Below are 21,150 nucleotides of genomic sequence, written 5' to 3'. Positions count from 1 at the left end.
TATAAATTGTAGCCTCTTTATTGGACACGGAACTAGACGAGCAACTATTCAATAAAAATGACGAAGATTTTTAATGCTGAAAATGGGGATTGGGAAAATGGGAGAATATTTATTTTGATGGTGATAGGGTGGCGTAAGCCATACTCCTAAACTCCTGATATTGTGGATAGCTAAGAACGATTTAACATTCATCGGATAAGGATTTCAGATCATGGGTAATTTAAGACGCGTACCAGTTGGGATTGTTGGCGCGTCAGGTTATGGCGGAGTCCAACTAGTCCGACTCCTGATGGATCATCCAGAAGTTGAACTGGTTTATTTAGGTGGTGAAAGCAGCGCCGGCAAATCATTTGCTGACCTTTACCCCCATTTCGGTAATATAGTTGACTTAAAAATTGAAGCAGTAGACCCAGAAATAATTGCTAGTCGTTGTGAAGTCGTGTTTCTTTCCTTACCCAACGGACTAGCTTGCGAAATTGCTCCTCAACTGATAGAAAAAGGATGCAAAGTACTGGATCTAAGTGCAGATTATAGATTCAGTGACTTGACAACTTATACAAATTGGTATGGAACTCAAAGGAGCGATCGCACTGTTGCCGCTACAGCAGTTTATGGTTTACCAGAATTGTACCGCGATCGCATCGCCGAAGCTCAACTTATAGGTTGTCCCGGTTGCTATCCCACAGCCAGCTTACTGGCACTTTCACCACTGCTCAAACAAGGCTTAATAGTCCCGGAAACAGCGATTATTGACGCTAAATCAGGCACATCTGGCGGTGGACGACAAGCTAAAGTTAACCTCTTATTAGCCGAAGCAGATAACTCTCTCGGCGCTTATAACGTCGGCAGACATCGCCACACACCAGAAATTGAGCAAATTTGCAGCGATTTAGCCGGACACGAAGTAACAGTCCAATTTACACCCCATTTAATTCCTATGGTGCGGGGAATTTTGGCAACTGTATATGCCTCACTGCGCGATCCTGGATTAGTCCGTGATGACTTGATTACAATTTACACAGCCTTTTACCGTAATTCCCCTTGGGTGAAAATTTGTAATAGCGGCACTTACCCCCAAACAAAATGGGCGTGCGGTAGTAACGTTTGCTATATAGGCATAGAAGTTGACCCCCGCACAGGTCGCGTTATCGTCATGTCAGCCATCGACAACCTGATTAAAGGTCAAGCAGGACAAGCAATTCAATGTATGAACCTGATGCTAGGCTGGGATGAAACCTTGGGGTTGCCAAAAGTCGGATTTTATCCTTAACAGGGAACAGGGAACAGGGAACAGGGAACAGGGGGAAGACTATTTATCTTCCTTCTACCTTCTGCCTCTTTCTGTCACCTGTCACCTGTCACCTGTCACCTACTTCGGTCCTAAACCCACAGTACCAGCATAGATAGCGCGATCGCCCAATTCATGCTCAATTCGGAGTAAGCGGTTGTATTTTGCTACCCGTTCACTACGACATAGAGAACCGGTTTTAATTTGACCGGCACGAGTAGCCACAGCCAAATCAGCGATCGTGGTATCTTCAGTTTCACCAGAACGATGGCTAATAACTGACCGGAAACCGTTGCGATTTCCCAAATCAATGGTTTCCAAAGTTTCAGTCAGTGAACCAATTTGATTCAACTTAATCAAAATCGAGTTAGCTGCTTTTTGCTCAATGCCCTTTTGTAAGCGAGTAGCATTAGTTACAAATAAATCATCACCAACCAACTGCACTTTTGAGCCTAACTTCTGAGTTAGTAATTGCCAATTTTGCCAATCTTCCTCATGTAACCCATCTTCAATAGACACAATTGGATATTCATCCACCAATTGTCCTAAATAATCAACAAACTCACTTGGTGCATGGGGTTTGCCATCATAGACATACTGGCCATTTTTGTAAAACTCACTTGCAGCCACATCCAAAGCCAAAGCCACCTCTTCCCCAGGCTTATAACCAGCTTTTTTAATCGCCGCTACCAGCAATTCTAAAGCAACTTGATTAGATTCCAAATTAGGCGCAAAACCACCTTCATCACCTACACCAGTCAGCAAACCTTTTTCATCCAATACCTTGCTGAGAGTTGCAAACACTTCCGCACCCCAGCGCAAAGCTTCTTTGAAAGAAGGAGCGCCAATAGGTACAATCATAAACTCTTGAAAATCAACGTTATTAGAAGCGTGCGCTCCACCGTTGATCACATTCATCAAAGGGACAGGTAGCAAATTTGATAAAGGACTGCCCAAATAGCGATATAAGGGAACATTCAAAGACTCAGCACTAGCTTTTGCAGCAGCCAGAGAAACCGCCAAAATTGCATTTGCACCCAAATTCGCTTTGTTAGGTGAACCATCCAAAGCAATCATCGTTCTATCTAAGGCTTCTTGATTGAGAGCATCCAAACCCAACAATTTTGGTGCTAACACCTCATTGACGTTCTGTACCGCCTTGAGTACCCCTTTACCTCCATAACGGCTTTTATCATCATCCCGCAGTTCGTGGGCTTCAAATGTGCCTGTAGAAGCACCACTGGGAACCTGTGCTAGTCCGACAACACCATTAGCCAAATGTACTTCCGCTTCCACTGTTGGTTTACCCCGTGAGTCGAGGATTTCGCGGGATACAATTGCTTCAATAGCGGTATCTAGAAATGCAGTCATTCGTGTTTTGTCCTTCGTTTCTATGGTGTTTAAGGGATAAGACTTTACAGTTTAGTCCTAACCCAATCGTTAGCATAGGCGTTTCCGAGGCAAAATCGCCTGACATTAAAGAAGATTTCCAATAGCGAAGGCTTGGAGTTGCTTTACTGGGTAAGAAACAAAACACAGATTACTACTACATCTACAATCACAGCTAATTACGTTACGATTTGCTTAAAATTTCAGAGATTATTTATGGATACAGTAGAAATTCGTCAACAAATTTGTCTGAATCAGGATTTACAAGATTAAAGGATGTACAGGATAATTTATTGATAATTCACTTATCTTGAATACATCAATGGCTATTTTTAATATTTATATATAAAATCTTGAAAATCCTCAAATCCTGAAAATCCTGATTCAGACTAATGTTTGTTATTATTGCACATCGAAGTAGAGTTTATGATTAGGAAATTTCAGTGCATAAGAAATGCCATTCCTAGGTCGCGCTTCGCTATCGCTCTTGTGAAGTTAACGTGACTAGAGAGCGATCGCATCATAAAAAAGGGAATAATATAAATAACTCCATCATAAAAGTCCTGTTATGACCGATACACCTGGCAAAATCCAAGAATTCATCAATTTTGCTCGTTCCCTCAAAGGCTATGAAAAAGGTGAAGGACAGGAATTTTGCGTTAAACTTTTCCAAGCATTTGGACACCGGGGTTGTATTGAAGCAGGTGCAAAACTAGAGTATCGAATTAAGCCAGACGGACAACATACAAAATTCGCAGATTTGGTATGGCGACCACGACTACTATTAGAAATGAAAAGCCGTGGTGAAAAGCTAGAAAAACATCATCAACAGGTTTTTGAATATTGGAATGAATTAAAACCAAAACCTCGATATGTTATTCTCTGCAATTTTGATGAATTTTGGATTTATGACACCCAGTTTCAAATTGAAGAACCTGTAAACTTTGTCAAACTGGAAGAACTACCAAAGCGATATGAGGCTTTAAATTTTCTGTTTTCTGGAAACCAGGGATTTAATACTAATAGTGCAGAAATTTTAGCTTATGAAAATATTCCTCCTAACGGGGTTTTACAATTTGTTGGACGTGAAGACGAAGTTAAAAAGCTGGATGAACTTTTACAGCAACAACATGGACGCAAAATTGCTGTAATTGTGGGAATTGGTGGAGTAGGTAAAACAGAATTTGCTAAACAATACGCATTAAGACATTTACAAAATTGTCGAGAGAATAAATCAAATATCTCTACAGGTGGTGTTTGTTGGTTAGATAGTAGAGAGGGAGATATAGCCAGACCAATAGTTAGTTTTGCCCGAAGTTTTTTAAATTTGAATCCGCCAGAAGATTGGGATATACCAACACAGTTAAATTACTGTTGGCGAAATTGGCAAACTGGTGAATGGCTGATAGTAATAGATGATGTCACCGACTATGGAAAAATTAAACCTTATCTACCACCAGAATCATCACAATTTACAATACTTCTTACCAGACGACAAAAGTTAGGAAGTTCATTTGCAGATTTGCAACTTGAAACACTCCAACCACAGCCAGCACTAGATTTATTAAAGTCGTTGGTTGGTGCTGAACGCATTGAACAAGAATTAGAAATTGCTGAAAAAATATGTAGTTGGTTGGGTTATTTACCTTTGGGTTTAGAATTAGTTGGACGTTATTTAGATCGTGATCCAGATTTGTCATTAAAGACAATGTTCTCTTTACTAGAGAAAAAGCGGCTGAGGCACAAATCAATTACTGAAGCCGACGCTACAATGACAGCAAAACTAGGGCTAAATGATGCCATTGAGTTAAGTTGGGAACGTTTAGATGAAAACGCCCAAGAATTAGGCTGTATGTTGAGTTTATTTGCGTTGGCTGATATTCCTTGGGAGTTGGTAAAACAGGCTTATCAAAATTTACCAGTTTCAGAAAATGAAGAAATTGATTTAGATATTGTGGAAGAAGCTAGAGGAGATTTATTAGATTTTAATTTATTGGAACGTACAGGTCAAGGAAGTTATAGAGTACATCCATTAATTCGGGAATTTTTGCGGGATAAACTTGAATATTTAGAGAAAGTAGATGATTTTAAACAAGGATTTGTGCATACGATTGTTGATATAGCAAAACAGTTTAATAAATTACTGACTATTCAGCAAGTTAATAAATTTTCTCCTATTATACCTCATATAGCTGAAGTAGAGAATCATCAATATTGTAAAAAATTTGATGATAATTTATCGTTTAGGACTTTGAGAGGATTAGCTAAATTTTATATATCTCAAGGATTATATAAACAGGCTGAATTATATTATCACAAGTGCTTATTTTTAACAAAACAATACTATGGTTTAGATCATCCATCTCTATCAATTAGTATTCACGATTTAGCAGAAACATCATGTAAACAGGGACGATACAGCGAAGCAGAAGATTTATGCAAAGAAGCGTTAAAAATAATTAAATATCCGCAAGAACAACAAATAAATAGTTTCTATGTATCTGAGTTTATTAGAACATTAGCAGTAATTTATTACTATTTAGGTAAATATAGTGAAGCTGAAATGGTATGTAAAGAGTCTTTAGCATTGCTTGTACAATATTCTCAGGAAAGGAAAAAAGACGAATTCACTACTATTTTAAGTAGCTTAGAGGATTTGTGGAGTAAATTAGCACTTATTTATGAAGCACAGAATCGCTATAGTGAAGCAGAAGATTTATATATCAAAGCTATCAAAATATTAGAAGGCTTTCGAGCAGAAGGAGAAAATGAAGTAGCAATTAAAATGATATATATAATGGGCAATCTAGGCTTACTATACAAAAGTCAAAGTCGCTACAGTGAGGCTGAATGTATATATTTACAAGTCATTGATTCTCATAAATATTTTCAAGGAGAAAACCACCCAGACTTAGCATCTTATTTGAATAATTTAGCAGAGCTTTATCATCAACAAGGTAGATATAAAGAATCTGAAAAGCTACATAAAGAGGCGTTAGACATCAGGCAAAAATTATTAGGTGATGAACATCCATTGTTTGCTCAATCACTAAATAATTTAGCATTACTATATCATTCTATTAACCGCCATAAAAAAGCTGAAACTTTATGTGAGAGAGCATTAAAAATTTACAAAGCTTCATTAGGGAAAGAACATCCTGATGTTGCACTTACTATCAACAATTTAGCAATGATATATGAAGCACAAGGCAGATATGATGAGGCTGAAAAATTTTATTATGAATCTTTGGAAATGAACATAAAATTGCTAGGTGAACATCATCGAGATGTAGCTACCAATATCAATAATTTAGGAGGAATTTATTTAACAACTGGACGTTATAATGATGCTGAAAGACTCTTTATGCAAGCCTTAGAAATAGATAAGAGAATTCTGGGAGATAAACATCATGAAATAGGCATTGATTTAAATAATTTAGCTATGCTTTATTTTATGCAGCAAGACTTCAAGAAGGCAGAAAATTTTTTAAAGCAGTCTCTAGATATTTATCAGGAACAGTTAGGTTCAAAACATACAACTACTATTGAGTCTATAAAAAAGTTAGAAATGATTCGCACTTATCTGAAATCTGCCAAAAGCGAATTACCCAATTTTAAACACAAATCTAAAAAAGGCAATTCTCAAAACAAACCTAAAGGCTTTGGCAAAAAATAACCCTCTCTTCCTTTGCGTCTTTGCTCCTTTGCACCTTTGCGCGAAACAAAACCTAAATCTTCTTATGATATGAATAGAAGATTGGAAAGTACCCACAGGAAATAAATAAAAAATTGCTATAATTATACAAATATCCCGAATACCTGCTTTATCCGCATTATGAGGAATAAATAACTATGTCTCAACCAAATTTAATCAATAAACCTGAAGTCACTAATACCACCAAAGAAAATTATTTGACAGAAATTTTACACGAAATTCAAACCACACCTAAAGAATATTGGCCGAACTTACTACAGATAATGCGAGTATTTCGAGAAAGCGTTACTTTTAAAACAGATTTATTAAACCATAATCAACAAGAAATAGATGCAAAACAGCAACAACTCTTAAATCAACAACATCAAGCACTTAAACAATTAACAAAAGAATGGCTAGAAGAAGGAGAACAACAAGAACAAACAGAAACTTGGGAATATTTGCGTCAATAAATTGATGAAAATCCCTTTTAGACTTGCTCTAAATTACCATGAATAAATTAGTTGCTACTACTAATGTTAAACATCTATCCTTATTTATAGATGCTCGTGAATGGCAAATGATTAATTAATCATCAAGAGTTTAAACAATTATATGACAACACATCAACCAACAGTAACTACAAACGCTAATCTTTACGAACAAGATTTTTACCTGTGGATAGAAACAACAGCCAAACAATTAAAAGCAGGGAAATTGGCAGAAGTTGATTTAGAAAATCTGATTGAAGAAATCGAAAGCATGGGAAGAAGTGAAAAAAGAGCATTAGAAAGTAATTTAGTAGTGCTTTTAATGCACCTGCTGAAATATAAATATCAGCCAGAAAAACGTACTAATAGTTGGCTTTCTACTATCTTGGAACATCGACGGAGATTAAATAAAAATTTACAAGATAGTCCTAGTTTGAAAAAATATTTTTTAGAAACATTCTCTGAATGCTATCAAGATGCACGTCAACAAGCAGCTATAGAAACAGGTTTGTTAATTGATAACTTTCCAGTAGAGTCTCCTTTTAGTGCAGATGAATGTTTAAATAAAGATTTTTTACCTGATTAAATGTATTCTAATACCAATTTTATGTGAGGTTGCACATAATTCTGAAATCCATTGATTTATCTGTCTTTATCCGCGTTTAATTATTTTATGCAGCTTCATATTAATCTGGTAATAACCTAGAAAGATCAAATCCCCCTAAATTACCAGAGTCACCACTAGATGATCTTCGTACACAACTAAATATTGATTAATTACCAAATAATATTAATGGTGCGTTAGCGACAGCATAACGCACCCTACATGAGAGAATATTCTTAATGACTTGATAGCGTTTAGTGGGTGAGGAGGGAATCGAACCCGCAACCAATTGATTAAGAGTCAACTGCTCTACCGTTGAGCTACTCACCCACACTAGGACTCATGATATCAGACTTTTGACGCTGGCGCTAGTGTTGCAGTTAAAAAACTGGTTACAGCGGGAATCTAATTGTGAAAGTGATTTGCATATTACTGCTTTCAACATGAATTGAGCCGTTTAAACGTTTGATCATTGCTTTCACTAAAGCCAGTTCTAATCCCGTGTTGGTGGATTTCCAGGGAGAATTGTTAGGAAAGCGGTAAAATGGCTGAAAAACCTGTGTGAGTTCATGACTGGGAATCTCTACACCAGAATGAGTGACTTTTAATTCAACTGTGTCTGCATTCAAGTCAGCGGAGACTTTGATTGATTCACCTGCGGGGGTGCATTTACAAGCATAATTGAGCAATTCTGTGATAATGCGCTCAAAATCGGTGATGTCGGTTTCTAAAAGCGGAAGTTTGTCCTCAATACTCAGGTTTAAGTTTTGTTTCTGACAATCGGTAACATCCCGAAAAGACTCGACAATGGGAGTTAGCCAGGTTTGTAAGTCAATGGCGATTAATGTCGGGGGTTCGGGTTCAATTTTGAGATAGGTGAGGGTGAGCAAATCGTTAATTAATTTGCTTTCGCGTCCACATTCGTTATGTAAAATCTGCAACAGTTGCGGGACTAATTCTAGATCGATAATACCGTTTGGGGTAAGCAGACTTTCTAAAGTTTGAGCAGCGAGGCTAATACTGGTAACAGGTGTGCGGAGTTCTTGAGAAAGGGTTTTGAGAAATTCGTTTTTGTGACGTTCGCGGTTTTCTAGTTCTTTTACCTGTGCTTTGTTTTTTTCTTGCAGTTGAGATTGACGAATTGCGATCGCACATTCATTAGCAACTTCCTGTACTAAGGATATCTCTAATTCCTCAAATATCGCCTCTGTTGGCTTAATTAACCAAATATTGCCCAAAATTCCCTGAGCATCAAAAATGGGACAAGCTAATTGGGAAACAACCTGTACTTGGAGATAGTTTCCCGGTAGAATTTCCACAGTTTGCAATGGTTGTTTTTGCAATAATGGCTGATATACTTCAGGAAAGTCTGCAATCTTCCTCATTAATCCCTGACAATGGGGTGAACTAGAACTATATTCACAAATAACTGTAGCTGAAGTTTGGCAAGGGTTATACAGTTCGATTTGACATCGTTCTAGTTGCAATAATTGCGCTAATTCCTGGGTTGCAGTTTGTAGCACTTGATTAACATCTACACTATCGCGGATTTGCTCAGTAATCCGTCGTAGCAGTGCTTGAAAACTCTGCACCTGATGAAACTTAAATGCGTGCTGTTGCTTTTGTAATTCTAGTTGCTCTTGCAGATTTTTTACCTGTTGTTGCAGTTCTGCTTGTTGAGCCGCAATACCAAGTTGAACGGCTATTTGTTTGAATAAATCAATTTCTCCCTGTTGCCATTGTCGCTTTTCTCGGCAATGTTGAGCAATCAAAAGTCCCCACAACTTTTGTTGGAATAAAATTGGTACAACTAAATTAGATTGTACCTGCATGGCAGCCAAGAAATCCCGTTGACAAGGATGCAAACCGGTGGCATAAATATCTTCAACCACATGAATACAACCGCGTCTGTAACGTTCTCGATGTTTGGTATCAAAACAGGGATCTTTGATTTTTTTGCCTAGTAGGGGATCACCAGCCGTAATTGTTGATTCAGCAATAATCACACCACCATTATCCGGCTCAAAGTGATAAATTAAAATGCGATCGCTCTCTAATAAATGGCGTAGTTCTTTAACTGTCTGCTGGAGAATCGTTTCTAAATCTTGAAATTGGCGAATTCTCAGGGTAATAGCTTCTAGCAAACGTTCCCTTTCAGCTTGTTTTATTCCTGTTTGTTCTGCTAGTTTGGAGGGGGTAATATTGCTACTAGTGCCAATCAGTCTATAAATCCTAGAGTCTGCATCTCGCAACGGTGTTAAAGTTGTACTCCACCAAGTATCTATACCCTGAAATTGCAAACATTGCTCATAGGAAATTGTTTTGCCAAAGCGCACACAATCACTATAACGCTGACGGACTCTAGCCGCATCAATGGCAGAGAGAATATCCTCCGGTTTTTTACCCCGCAGTTCCTCTGAGCGAATTCCTAGCCACCTTTCATGGGTAGGATTAAGTGCTAGATAGCGAAAATCCCCATCTTCTAGAACATCGACGATAAATATAGATGTCTGCACAGAATCGTACATACTGAGTAGAAATTGCTCGCTACTACTTTTTTTATCTATTTCTGTACCGAAAAAAACCTGCTGAAGTACTGAGTTTGTCAAATTGGAAATTGATTCAACTGGATTTATTTTCATGCGAGAGTCCATATTAGGTGTTGCTGACTCTTCTAGGCGCTTCTTTGGTATTAATTTTGGTGACAAATAATCCCTAGCGCCTAAAGCTAAAGTATTTTTCAGATTTTATTCATGGATTTTTATATCTTTCTCTAGTTATGAATCGAAAATATCAGCCAGTTAATAGGAGTAGACTTCACCAATATTCCTAGTAACAGCCTAAAATACGTCTATAATGCTGTTAATGGGCTGATACTGAAGTTATTGTTAATAATGTTCTAAGATTCTTGCATATACTTAATTATAAACTAGTATGATCCTTCATATTTGTTACAATTCTTCATATTTTTATAAATTCATCCCCACTCTATGAATACATTGAGACAGGACTCACGCACTGAAACGAAAAACTGTCATTCTGAGCGCAGCGAAGAATCTCTTCAGAAGTTGAAACGCCTATTCTACCGTTCTCAACTTGGCTGAGTGCGTAAGTCCTATGAGAGTTAGGACTTAGGTGTGATTTTAAACAATTTGTAGGCGCTGATTCCTGTCAAAATTCCCACTACCAGCCAGGTAAGAACTAAACCGACAACTTCCCCGAAAAACAAGCGTGTGAAGCGGCGCAAAGATAGCCCTAAAATTGAACCAAGAGGTACAGCCACTGCCCAACTTGCCGAACTTACGAACATCCAACACCATGTCCAGGGAACTGATTGGGGGATCGCTAACCACCATTGTGTCAGTCCAATGACAAAACCGCCAGTACCTCCCGAAATAATTCCTAAGAAGATTCTCATAGGTAACAATTCTGTTGACGGTACACACCAACCCACAGCACCTATACCAATAGCGACAATTAGCGCCCAACCTAAGAGGGTGGATAAGATCCAGCCTAAAGGAAAAATCTTCTGTTTGAGTATATAGCTTTGTGGGAGTGCGATCGCTAATCCACCTATCGTAGCCTCCATCACACCAATATATTCTTTTTCCCCAATCTCAATCAAAAATAAACTTAACAAAAAACCAATCAAAGTCGCAAAAGTCCACAGGAAGGTAAATGAAAAAAAACTATATTTAGTATGTTTAAATGCTAATTGCATCACGGTTTTTTTATATTTAAAGGTTTAAAAGCTTTAGTAGGAAACATCTCAGAAAAAACCTTACGCCGTCTTTGAGGTGATTCGGGTGTCATGTAACTCCATAAACTTTCCCAATAAAAAAAAGAAAAGCCAAAGAAATTATGATCACGGACAATTTGCACCTTTTCTTTAATGCTATCAATATCCACAGGACTTGCTAAAGTTCCCGTTGATATACCAATACTCACAGGAATCTTAGACAGAGCTAATTTTATAGCAGGTTTTTCTATTTCAGCAATAAATGATTTTTTGTCATTTCGATATACCTGTAAAATCAACTCATCTACTAAATCTTTTTTGACCCAATTTTCCCAATCCTGCAAATAATATTTATATGCAAAATACTGGGAATTAGGAGAAAGAGATATTTTAGCATAAGGCTTAATTGCCTTTACCTCCTGATTAATTTTGGTCATAAAATTAGTAATTTTATCTGCCCTCCAGCGCATCCACTTAGCATCAAAAGGATCACTCGGTGGACTTTTACCTAAATGTTCTTTTTGATAAAGTTCAATGGTAAAATCATCGTAACCAAATTGTACTGGCATTCCAAAATGATCATCAATTTGAATACCATCTACATTGTAGTTTTGCACAACTTCCAAAATTAAACTTTTGAGAAATTCCTGTACTTGCGGGTGCAAAGGATTTAGCCAAGCTTGGCGATTAAACACACCATTATCAATTTCTTCCGGTAGATTTTCATCAACAGAGTTTAACCCTTCCTGTCCAATTGTCAACCATTCTGGATATAACTTTGCTAATGCAGAATCAGGTGGAGTCATTAAACCATATTCAAACCAAGGAATAACACTTAAATTTTTATTTTTTGCCAGTTTTACCAACTTTGCTAAAACATCTTCATTTCCATGTAATAAATTCATCAAAGGTTGAACTTTTTCTCCTGTAATATTTTTAGCAATATCACTTTTGTAGAAAGTGTAACCTCTATTCCAGACTACCGGATAAATTGTATTAAAATTGAGTGCTGCTAATTGATTTATTGCTCGTTCAACACCCCAAGGAACAAAAAGCACACCACTAGCAACATTAGTCAGCCAAACACCTCGAATTTCTGTAGTTACCAAACTACTTTTTTGAGAAGAAATCAAACTTGAATAAATTGGCAATCCTGTTAAACTGAATACAAATCCTAAACACAAAAATAACAAAAAACAACGGCGTAACACCCTATTCATTTGGCAACTAGACTTAATTTGATCATATAAATATAACTACAAAATTAAATTATATTTATCAGGATTATGTAATGATATCAATATTTTTTCATAAACAATAAAAACTGTAGGTTGGGTTGACGCAAGGAAACCCAACACCCAACTTTATCAAAACTTTTGTTGGGTTGCGCTGTCGCTTAACCCAACCTACGTAAATATTGATTTTGGTTTTTCACATAAACTGTATGAGCGTATACTTTATTAATTAAAATCTCTCCACTCCTGGAAACTGCTGAATTGAAGCCTTTGCTGCTTCTCCACAAGTGCGCGGAGTAGGGAAAATCTTACCAGGATTTGCTAAACCTTGAGGATTAAAAACCTGTCTTACCCATTGCATAGTTTCTAAATCAGCTTCACTAAACATATCTGGCATATAACATTTTTTATCAGCACCAATTCCATGTTCACCAGAAATGCTACCACCGACTTTCACACACAGTCTCAGAATTTCTCCACCTAATTCTTCAACTTTTTCTAATGCCCCATGCACGGAATTATCAAATAAAATTAAAGGATGTAAATTACCATCTCCAGCATGAAATACATTAGCAATTGGATAACCATATTTTTGACTTAAAGCCTCAATTTCATTTAATACATAAGGTAATTGAGTCCGAGGAATTACACCATCTTGCACATAATAATCAGGGCTTAAATGTCCAGCAGCGGCAAAAGCTGCTTTTCGTCCTTTCCACAATTTTAATCTCGTTTCGGGATCATTCGCAGTCGTGATATTTCGCGCCCCATTTTTTTGACAAATTTCAGCTACTCGCTTTTTATTAACCGCAACTTCTACTTCTAAACCATCAATTTCTACTAATAAAATTGCCGTTGCATCACGAGGATAACAATTAGTAGCGACAACATCTTCAACGGCGTTAATACTAATATTATCCATCATTTCCATCCCACCGGGAATAATTCCGGCGCTGATGATATCGGAAACAGTTGCTGCTGCATCTTCAACACTGGTAAAATCTGCTAAAAGCACACAAATAGATTCTGCACTTTTGAGAATTCGCAAAGTGATTTCTGTCGCAATTCCTAAAGTTCCTTCTGAACCGACAAATACACCTGTTAAATCATAACCTGGCATTTCAGGAATTTGTCCCCCGACATCAACAATTGAACCGTCAGGAAGCACAAGTTTTAAACCCAAAACATGGTTAGTAGTGACACCATATTTTAAACAATGTACTCCACCTGAATTTTCCGCGATATTCCCACCAATTGAGCAGATTATTTGACTAGAAGGATCTGGTGCATAGTAAAAACCAGCACCACTAACGGCTTGTGTCACCCAGCTATTTATGACTCCAGGTTGAACAACTGCAAGCTGATTTTCTAAATCAATTTTGATGATTTGCCGCATTAAAGATGTGACAATTAAAACCGAATCTTCTGATGGTAAAGCGCCACCAGATAAACCGGTTCCAGAACCCCTGGCAATGAAGGGGACGGAGTATTGATTACAAATTTTGACAACTTCAGCTACTTGTTCTGTGGTGCGCGGTAAAACTGCAACTGGGGGAGTTTGGCGATAGCTGGTTAAGCCGTCGCATTCATAAGTGAGGAGTTCTTCCCGGCGTTTTACTACTCCTTTTTCTCCAAGAACTGCAATAAATTTTTTGATGATGGGTTTCCAGTCGATTTGTTTTTTATCTTGGGTAAGCATAGTCAATAGTAGATGTTTATTTTTACTTTAAGGCTATTTGTGTGGTTATGGAAGTTGGTTTTTTATCACGCAGAGACGCGGAGGCGCGGAGAGGAACAGGAGTGTTTTTGATACGTGATCAATCACTTTTAAAACATTTTCTAAGCAACTCCATAATCTGTATACGGACGTTTATAAGGAGGATGTAATCCCAGGATGATATCTTCTCTGGGAACACCCATTTTTACTAAATCTTCTGCGGGATTTTCTTCTGTTAAGTTCTGTTGTAACCAAATTTTGCCGTTTTTAATATCGAAGTGAATCACAGTCATATAAACGCGATTTAAATCTTCCCAACCAACATTTATCCACTGGTAATGGTCACGTGTTGTATCAAAGATGAGTTCCACATCTACTTCGTCGGTGGAAATATCATCTTTGGCGTAATTTGTGAGTAGGGTTTGAATGTATTCTCGATATTTATAGCGGTATGCACTTGAATGAAATACATCATAGCCCCCTCATCGCTTGCGGGGAGGGGGTTGGGGGTGGGGTTCTTGTATCTCACTCAACCGAGAACCGCTATAGCAATGAACCATCAAATTGATATTTTTTATTATATCGCTTACTAAAACCTTTTCCACTCATGCGTTTAGTCATGAATTATTCCTCTCTCTATAGTGGAATGATGTAATTTTGGCTTGACATTATCACCCAAAATCAAGCTACTGCAAAATCTGTATACTGCCTAATTTTAGGCTCATGAAACGCTAAAACTATATCTTCTTTAGGAACACCAGCCTCGACTAAATCTGTCGCAATACCATTTTCTGTCCAATCTTCCTCAATCCAGAATTTACCATCTCGCAAGCGAACATATACAGTCATTCCTGTAATTCTTTCACCATTTTGCCAACCAAGATTCATCCAGATGTAATTACGTTTTTCTTCATCTACAATCAAGAATGTTTCAATATCTTTTTGGGGATGTCGCTGACACAATTCTACATATTCAGTTAAAATTCTCTTGATTAATTGGGAATACTCAGTTAATTTATCCATTGTCTAATCTCCTCTACTTCTGTATCTACAACAATTAGCGGAAGTTGATGTTTACTGAGGATGAGTTGAATCACATCTTGAGTGAAGAAAGTTGTATAGGCTATCGCACTAACAGCAATATATAATTTACGCTCAGGTGCAGTTTCTTCTAAAAGGTATCTATATATCATACTGACCTAGAGCTTCTTTTAAATCTTGGATTTTTGAAGCACCAATGAAGCTTTTCACTTCAATAACTAGCTTTTGTCCTGAACGTTCTACCGCTATCGGGCGTTCAGCACCAAGATCCGCGTAAAGCGTTGTTCTCCGATACTGAATAAGGTAAGGATCATCTGTAATTATCCACCCATCTTTTATAATTGCATTTTTGACAGCGTTGTGAATGATGTCTAACTTGGGCATAATCTAAGTATAAATCAAAATTGAGCAGGATAAAGGGAAGAGGTAATTATAAAACTTCAGTATTTAGACCACACTCTTGATTCCTCTCTGTGCCTCTGTGTCTCTGCGTGAGACAAAGAAATGTAGTTCACTTACCTGAAAATAGTTGTAATACCACTTCCCATTATCTAATACTTCCTCTCCTTCGGCTCAAACATATCAATCATTACCGGACGATATTGAATATCAATTCCCGCAGGTGAATAATAAGCCATTGTGTGTTGCAGAAATTGACTATCATCTCTATTGGGAAAATCTTCGCGGAAATGTGCGCCGCGACTTTCTTGACGATTTAAGGCTGATGCTAAAATTGTCTGTCCTACTACCATTAAACTCTGCAATTCTAAAGCTTCTACTAATTCCGTATTCCAACAACTGCCTTTATCATCTAAATAAATCTGTGGATATTGTTGTTGTAATTTTTCAAGTTTCTCCAAACCTTCTTGCATTAATTCTTCTGTTCTGAACACTCCACAATATTGCGTCATTGTGTCTTGAAATTCTTGGCGAATTTGGTTAATGCGATATTTTCCAGGTTGTTCTAGTAAAGATTGAATTTGTTGTTTTGCTTCGGTAATATAAGGTTGCTCATTTACATTTGGAAATTTGCGGTTCTGCACATATCTGGCTATACTTGCCCCTGTCCGCTTGCCATAAACTACACATTCTAATAGGGAATTACTACCGAGACGATTTGCACCATGAACGGAAACACAAGAGGTTTCCCCAGCAGCATAGAAGCCATCAACTAAGCTGTCTCCACTGCTGCGGACTTGTCCATCGGTGTTAACTGGTATACCACCCATGCAATAATGGATTGTGGGACGGACTGGCATCGGTTGAGTGACAGCATCAACACCTACTAAACGGTGTGCTTCTTCCCAACAGAAGGGAACGCGACTCATGATTTTTTCTTTACCCATGTGGCGCAAATCTAGGTAAACAAAGGGGCCTCCTGGGCTACCATCAAGATTGACACCACGACCGGCACGAATTTCATATGTAATGGCTCTTGAGGTAATATCACGAGGAGCTAATTCCATCCTACTAGGCGCATAATTGGCCATAAAGCGATCGCCCTCAGCATTAATCAAATACGCCCCTTCCCCCCGCACAGCCTCAGAAATCAGCACTCCTACAGGATATAAACCGGTGGGATGAAACTGCACAAATTCCATATCTTCTAAAGGCAAACCTGCGATCGCAGTCATTGCCAAACCATCACCCGTCGAAGCATAATCGTTAGAAGTAGTGTTATAAACGCGACCATAACCCCCCGTCGCAAACATCACCGCCTTAGCCCGCACCACCTCAATTTGCCCATCCAACAGGTGAAACATCACCAAACCTTTAGCCTGACCATCTTCTAAAATCAGGCGCATTACATACCATTCTTCGTAAATCTGCACACCATAACGCCGTAAATTATTCACCAACTCGTGCAGAATTGCATGGCCAGTTTTATCAGCAGCGTAACAAGTGCGGTTGTGGGAATGTCCACCAAAAGCCCGTTGAGCAATCCTACCATCAGCAAGACGGGAGAACAAAACCCCCATGTGTTCTAAATCAATGACCACATTTGGCGCTTCTTGGGTGAGAATAGCCACAGCGTCCTGATCTGCCAAATAATCAGAACCCTTAACAGTATCAAAAGCGTGTGCTTCCCAACTATCCTCATCATCAACATTTTTCAGAGATGCTGCCATACCACCTTGAGCAGCAACAGAGTGAGAACGAATCGGATGGGTTTTGGCAACTACCGCCACATTTAAACTAGGGTCAGTGCGGGCGATTTCTAGCGCAGCCCGACATCCTGCCAAACCACCACCAACAATAATAACATCATGCTCTAACATAGATTTAACTCACATTGCAAAAAAAATACCCCGCCTCTAGACAGGGATGTTATCTTAAGTTCTTAGTTTATTGCCATTACCAATTAATCATTTATCAACTACTTGTCTGTACAGGTTGTTGCTGAGAAATGTTACCAGGTATAGGTTCAGTCTTTGTCCCTGGTTCTATAGCAGTTAATTCAATATGATTTAACAATGTCGTCACAAAAGCAAACAGCAAGAAAGGCAGTGTGAGAAAAACGACTAGTCCCACCGTGGCTAAAGCGTATACTGGTCTTTTCGCACCCATTAACGCCAAAGCTGATGCCAAACTAATGGTAATTGTGATTAACCAAACAATGATTTGACCGTAGATATCACCAAATGCCAAGGTGCAGACAAACCGATAGTTTTGAATATTATTCTTATTCATCTTATTACCTCAATTTTATCCTATAGGTTCTACCTTAGAGCCATGTTTGGCTGACGGGTATTTTCTCAATATTTTTCCAAAGTTCGTAATATCACTTAACAATTTAGTTGTTAATGATCCAAAAAAGCCAGAAAATTATTATTTGAGGCTGTTTCTACTCTCTTCTTACTTTTTATCCCTTAGTTTTAACTATGGGCTAATACTCAGTACTCGGTACTCGGTACTACTTAACCCGCGCTTGCTTCACCATTGCAATTAAAGTTTGATGAGCATCTTCCGCATCTGTAAGAACATGATCAAACTGAATGCGAACTGGCACTGTTTCTCCGTTCACCTGTGCAGTTAAATCCATGCCTTCGGCATCTATTGAGAGCATTTGGGCTGTTGTGGCATTTTTGGCACTACCAAAAGCCTGGGCGTAGATAACAACAGCGTTGGCATGATCTTCGTTCATGTGTTTGCAGATGCGATCGCTAATTTCTGGAGAAAACTGATCAGACATTGTGCGGTTTCCACTGAGATAAACAACTATTGTCTATATTTTAAGCTATAATCCCACTCTGAAAAACTTACCCAAAACAAGGTTTCAATTAAATTTTTATAAAACTTGGCTAATTTTCACACAAGTTATGTTATATCTGATAGAATTTAAACTAAAGTCACTTAATATTTTTGTTAAAAATAAATCATGTAATTAATCAAGTATTTAGTGATCCTTCCATACGGTAATCAAAAAATAAAACCGTAATAAAACTTGCTAGTAAATTTATTCAGAGCTAGAGCCGATGAACGAAATTAGTCCACGCAGAATTGTTATCGGGGATGTACATGGTTACTACCAAGGTTTAATGATCCTGTTGGAGAAAATTGCACCTACATCAGCAGAAAAAGTCTATTTTTTGGGAGATTTGATAGATCGTGGACCTCAAAGCGCACAAGTAGTAGATTTTGTCAAACGAAATAACTATGATTGTTTGCTAGGTAATCATGAGCAGATGTTATTAAATGCGATTAATAACAACAAATTTAATTCTAATCAAACAATACAAGCATGGCTATATAGTGGTGGACAAGCAACTATCACCAGTTATCAAACAGCCCAAATTCCCCAAGAGCATCTAGATTGGTTTGAGAATTTACCCACCTATATGGACTTGGGAGATGTGTGGTTAACCCATGCAGGTGTAGACCCCAATAAATCAGTTTCAGAACAAACCGCTGAGGAACTTTGCTGGATACGTGAAGAGTTTCATAGCATGGAACAGCCATATTTTAGCGATAAGTTAATTATCGTCGGTCATACCATCACCTTTACTCTACCTGGCGTTGCTCCTGGTCAATTGGCACAAGGACAAGGGTGGTTAGACATTGATACAGGTGCTTATCATCTGCGTAGCGGTTGGTTAACAGGATTAGACATTACCAATAACTTGGTTTATCAAGTCAATGTTTTTAACAACTCTGTTCGGACTTTACCTTTAGAAGATGCAGTTACTATAGTTGAGCCAAAGGAAATTAAAAATAGTCGTCGTCATAGACAAAGAGTCTAATTGAGAAGGTGTTTGAGTTTTAATGAAATTAAGGCTAATTTATAGAACTAGCCCTTTCAATATCATTTGAAAAATCTTTTTCTCTCTCTGTGTCTCTACGGTTTAAAAATAATCTATAGCCTTTCCCACTCTAGTTAGATACAAAATTACCCCTCCCCAACCCTCCCCTTGGTAAGGGCAGGATGCGTGACAGCGGAGGTAGGGTGTATTTCATAAGCTTGAGAATTGCTATATCTAACTACAGAGGCATAGAAAACACAAAGGAAAGAGGTTGATTAACCACCAATTACAGCAATACACTCAATTTCTACCAATACATTTTTAGGTAAACGCGACACCTCCACACAAGCGCGTGCGGGGGCTGTATCTTCAGGAAAATATTTTGCATAAACCGCATTCACAGCGGCAAAATCATTCATATCCGCTAAAAATACACCCGTTTTAACTACATCTTTAAAAGTTGCACCGGCTTCTGTCAGAATAGCTTCAAGATTCCTCATTACCTGTTCAGTTTGCTTGACTACATCTTCGGTGTAGACAACATCACCCAAACGAGGATCAATAGCGATTTGTCCAGCAACAAACAACATTTGTCCAGAAGCGAGAATTGCTTGATTATAAGGGCCAACTGGTGCAGGTGCTTTATCAGTACGGATAACTTTACGAGTCATAATATAAATCTCTTTTGGATCTTTTGGTAATGGTGCATCTGGTTTATCGAAGTCTAAATCAACAGATGTCGTATAAACTTCTCCATCTGGCATTATCGCACCTGTGAGGTCAGCATTTTTAAAGGTTGCACCATAAATATTCGCACCGGTTAAATCTGCTTTTTTGAGATTTGCATTGTCCAGATTTGCTCTCATCAAGTTTACTTTTTGCAGTTCGGCTTTCCCTAAATTTATACCTTTCAGAGAAGCTTTTTGGAAATTTACACCATTGAGGTTTGCCGCACCCAAATCAGCTTCAGCAAAATTCATACCTGATAAATCTTTCTGTGATAAATTAACACCTCGAATTTTAGCTCTTTGGAAATTGGTATTTTTGAGTGTGATCTTAGTGAGATTTATTGCTTGACTCAAATCGCAATCTGTCAAGTTAGCTTCACTAAAATTAGCAGAATTGAGGTTAGTTCTAGCCAAGTTTGCATCTATCAAAGAGGCTTCAGTGAAATTTGTATATTGTAGAGTAGCATCTCTCAAGTTGGCATTATCCAGGTGAGCGTTACTAAAATTAGTACTATCTAAGTTTGCTTTGCTCAAATTGGCATTATCCAAGTTAGCATTACTAAAATTGGCACTACTTATATTTGCTTCCCTCAAATTGGCACCACTCAGGTCTGCCCAAGTCAGATTTATACTCGAACTATTCACCAACTCACTCAAATTAGCATTTGTCAGAGATGCCCTAGTGAGATTTGTACTGTTAAGATTTGCTTTACTCAAATTTGCATCATTCAAATCTACCCCTGTTAAATCTGCACTTGTGAAGTCTATTCCACTTAGATTTGCACCTGTAAGATTCACCCCTCTCAGATTTACAGAATGAAACTTCAGTTCCCCAGCAGCATATTTTTCTAAAAGTTCCTCAGCGTCCATAAAGCACCATTAAATACCCTGACCTAAGTATAACCGCCAAAATTTGTATCAATACTCTTCCCTTCTTTCTCCCTTCTCCCCTCTTCCTTCGCGCTCTTCGCACCTTCGCGGTT

The 21,150-nt window shown here is 38.0% G+C and carries 16 protein-coding genes, 1 tRNA gene and 1 pseudogene; 5 read left to right on the top strand and 13 right to left on the bottom strand.

What is annotated here, in order from left to right:
* Positions 1 to 211: 211 nt before the first annotated feature.
* The gene (gene argC / locus ACOWPH_RS07245) at positions 212 to 1,270 is read left to right on the top strand and encodes an N-acetyl-gamma-glutamyl-phosphate reductase (protein ID WP_015214749.1); all 1,059 of its coding nucleotides are present in this window, start codon (positions 212 to 214) and stop codon (positions 1,268 to 1,270) included.
* A 99-nt stretch (positions 1,271 to 1,369) separates the two neighbouring features.
* Here argC and eno read toward each other — a convergent pair whose 3' ends face one another.
* A complete protein-coding gene (gene eno, locus ACOWPH_RS07240) occupies positions 1,370 to 2,659 on the bottom strand; it encodes a phosphopyruvate hydratase (RefSeq protein WP_015214748.1) in 1,290 nt (429 codons plus the stop codon).
* Positions 2,660 to 3,245: 586 nt separating this feature from the next.
* On the opposite strand from eno, the gene ACOWPH_RS07235 reads away from it, so the two are divergent.
* From ACOWPH_RS07235 to ACOWPH_RS07225, 3 genes are all read left to right on the top strand, one after another.
* Positions 3,246 to 6,353 carry a tetratricopeptide repeat protein gene (locus ACOWPH_RS07235; RefSeq protein ID WP_015214747.1) on the top strand — a complete coding sequence of 1,036 codons (3,108 nt, stop codon included), beginning with the start codon at positions 3,246 to 3,248 and terminating at the stop codon, positions 6,351 to 6,353.
* Positions 6,354 to 6,529: 176 nt separating this feature from the next.
* Positions 6,530 to 6,844, top strand: a complete 315-nt coding sequence (locus tag ACOWPH_RS07230) for a hypothetical protein (protein WP_015214746.1) — start codon at positions 6,530 to 6,532, stop codon at positions 6,842 to 6,844.
* 142 nt (positions 6,845 to 6,986) lie between these two features.
* The gene (locus ACOWPH_RS07225) at positions 6,987 to 7,448 is read left to right on the top strand and encodes a DUF29 domain-containing protein (protein WP_015214745.1); all 462 of its coding nucleotides are present in this window, start codon (positions 6,987 to 6,989) and stop codon (positions 7,446 to 7,448) included.
* A gap of 276 nt (positions 7,449 to 7,724) precedes the next feature.
* Here ACOWPH_RS07225 and ACOWPH_RS07220 read toward each other — a convergent pair.
* The 11 genes and pseudogenes from ACOWPH_RS07220 to ACOWPH_RS07170 form a co-directional block, all read right to left on the bottom strand.
* Positions 7,725 to 7,796, bottom strand: a tRNA-Lys gene (locus ACOWPH_RS07220).
* 62 nt (positions 7,797 to 7,858) lie between these two features.
* Complete coding sequence (locus tag ACOWPH_RS07215; protein ID WP_042465984.1) at positions 7,859 to 10,108, bottom strand: GAF domain-containing protein; 2,250 nt, start codon at positions 10,106 to 10,108, stop codon at positions 7,859 to 7,861.
* A gap of 482 nt (positions 10,109 to 10,590) precedes the next feature.
* Positions 10,591 to 11,187, bottom strand: a complete 597-nt coding sequence (locus ACOWPH_RS07210; protein WP_015214743.1) for a hypothetical protein — start codon at positions 11,185 to 11,187, stop codon at positions 10,591 to 10,593.
* Positions 11,187 to 12,425 carry a glycoside hydrolase family 10 protein gene (locus ACOWPH_RS07205; RefSeq protein WP_015214742.1) on the bottom strand — a complete coding sequence of 413 codons (1,239 nt, stop codon included), beginning with the start codon at positions 12,423 to 12,425 and terminating at the stop codon, positions 11,187 to 11,189. The genes ACOWPH_RS07210 and ACOWPH_RS07205 overlap by 1 nt, the downstream gene beginning before the upstream one ends.
* A 244-nt stretch (positions 12,426 to 12,669) precedes the next feature.
* Positions 12,670 to 14,139, bottom strand: coding sequence for a glycolate oxidase subunit GlcD (gene glcD, locus ACOWPH_RS07200; RefSeq protein ID WP_015214741.1), 1,470 nt, complete (start codon positions 14,137 to 14,139; stop codon positions 12,670 to 12,672).
* 140 nt (positions 14,140 to 14,279) lie between these two features.
* On the bottom strand, positions 14,280 to 14,585 hold the full coding sequence (locus ACOWPH_RS07195) for a XisI protein (protein ID WP_042464971.1): 306 nt from the start codon (positions 14,583 to 14,585) through the stop codon (positions 14,280 to 14,282).
* 253 nt (positions 14,586 to 14,838) lie between these two features.
* On the bottom strand, positions 14,839 to 15,180 hold the full coding sequence (locus ACOWPH_RS07190; RefSeq protein ID WP_015214740.1) for a XisI protein: 342 nt from the start codon (positions 15,178 to 15,180) through the stop codon (positions 14,839 to 14,841).
* Positions 15,168 to 15,582 (bottom strand): annotated as a pseudogene (locus ACOWPH_RS07185) (XisH family protein). Before ACOWPH_RS07185 ends, ACOWPH_RS07190 begins: the two are co-directional and overlap by 13 nt.
* Positions 15,583 to 15,749: 167 nt before the next feature.
* Positions 15,750 to 17,477: a succinate dehydrogenase/fumarate reductase flavoprotein subunit gene (locus ACOWPH_RS07180; protein WP_015214739.1), complete on the bottom strand. Its 1,728-nt coding sequence runs from the start codon at positions 17,475 to 17,477 to the stop codon at positions 15,750 to 15,752.
* Between the two features lie 94 nt (positions 17,478 to 17,571).
* Positions 17,572 to 17,889, bottom strand: a complete 318-nt coding sequence (locus tag ACOWPH_RS07175) for a hypothetical protein (protein WP_015214738.1) — start codon at positions 17,887 to 17,889, stop codon at positions 17,572 to 17,574.
* 223 nt (positions 17,890 to 18,112) lie between these two features.
* Complete coding sequence (locus tag ACOWPH_RS07170; protein ID WP_015214737.1) at positions 18,113 to 18,391, bottom strand: DUF2470 domain-containing protein; 279 nt, start codon at positions 18,389 to 18,391, stop codon at positions 18,113 to 18,115.
* 283 nt (positions 18,392 to 18,674) lie between these two features.
* Between ACOWPH_RS07170 and ACOWPH_RS07165 the strand changes: the two genes are divergently transcribed.
* On the top strand, positions 18,675 to 19,439 hold the full coding sequence (locus ACOWPH_RS07165; protein WP_015214736.1) for a metallophosphoesterase family protein: 765 nt from the start codon (positions 18,675 to 18,677) through the stop codon (positions 19,437 to 19,439).
* A 275-nt stretch (positions 19,440 to 19,714) separates the two neighbouring features.
* On the opposite strand, the gene ACOWPH_RS07160 is transcribed toward ACOWPH_RS07165, so the two are convergent.
* Complete coding sequence (locus ACOWPH_RS07160) at positions 19,715 to 21,037, bottom strand: Rid family detoxifying hydrolase (protein WP_015214735.1); 1,323 nt, start codon at positions 21,035 to 21,037, stop codon at positions 19,715 to 19,717.
* Between the last annotated feature and the right edge of the window lie 113 nt (positions 21,038 to 21,150).

This window comes from Anabaena sp. PCC 7938 (assembly GCF_049315035.1).
Classification (GTDB): domain Bacteria; phylum Cyanobacteriota; class Cyanobacteriia; order Cyanobacteriales; family Nostocaceae; genus Anabaena; species Anabaena cylindrica.
This window is presented reverse-complemented; position numbering and strand designations above follow the sequence as displayed.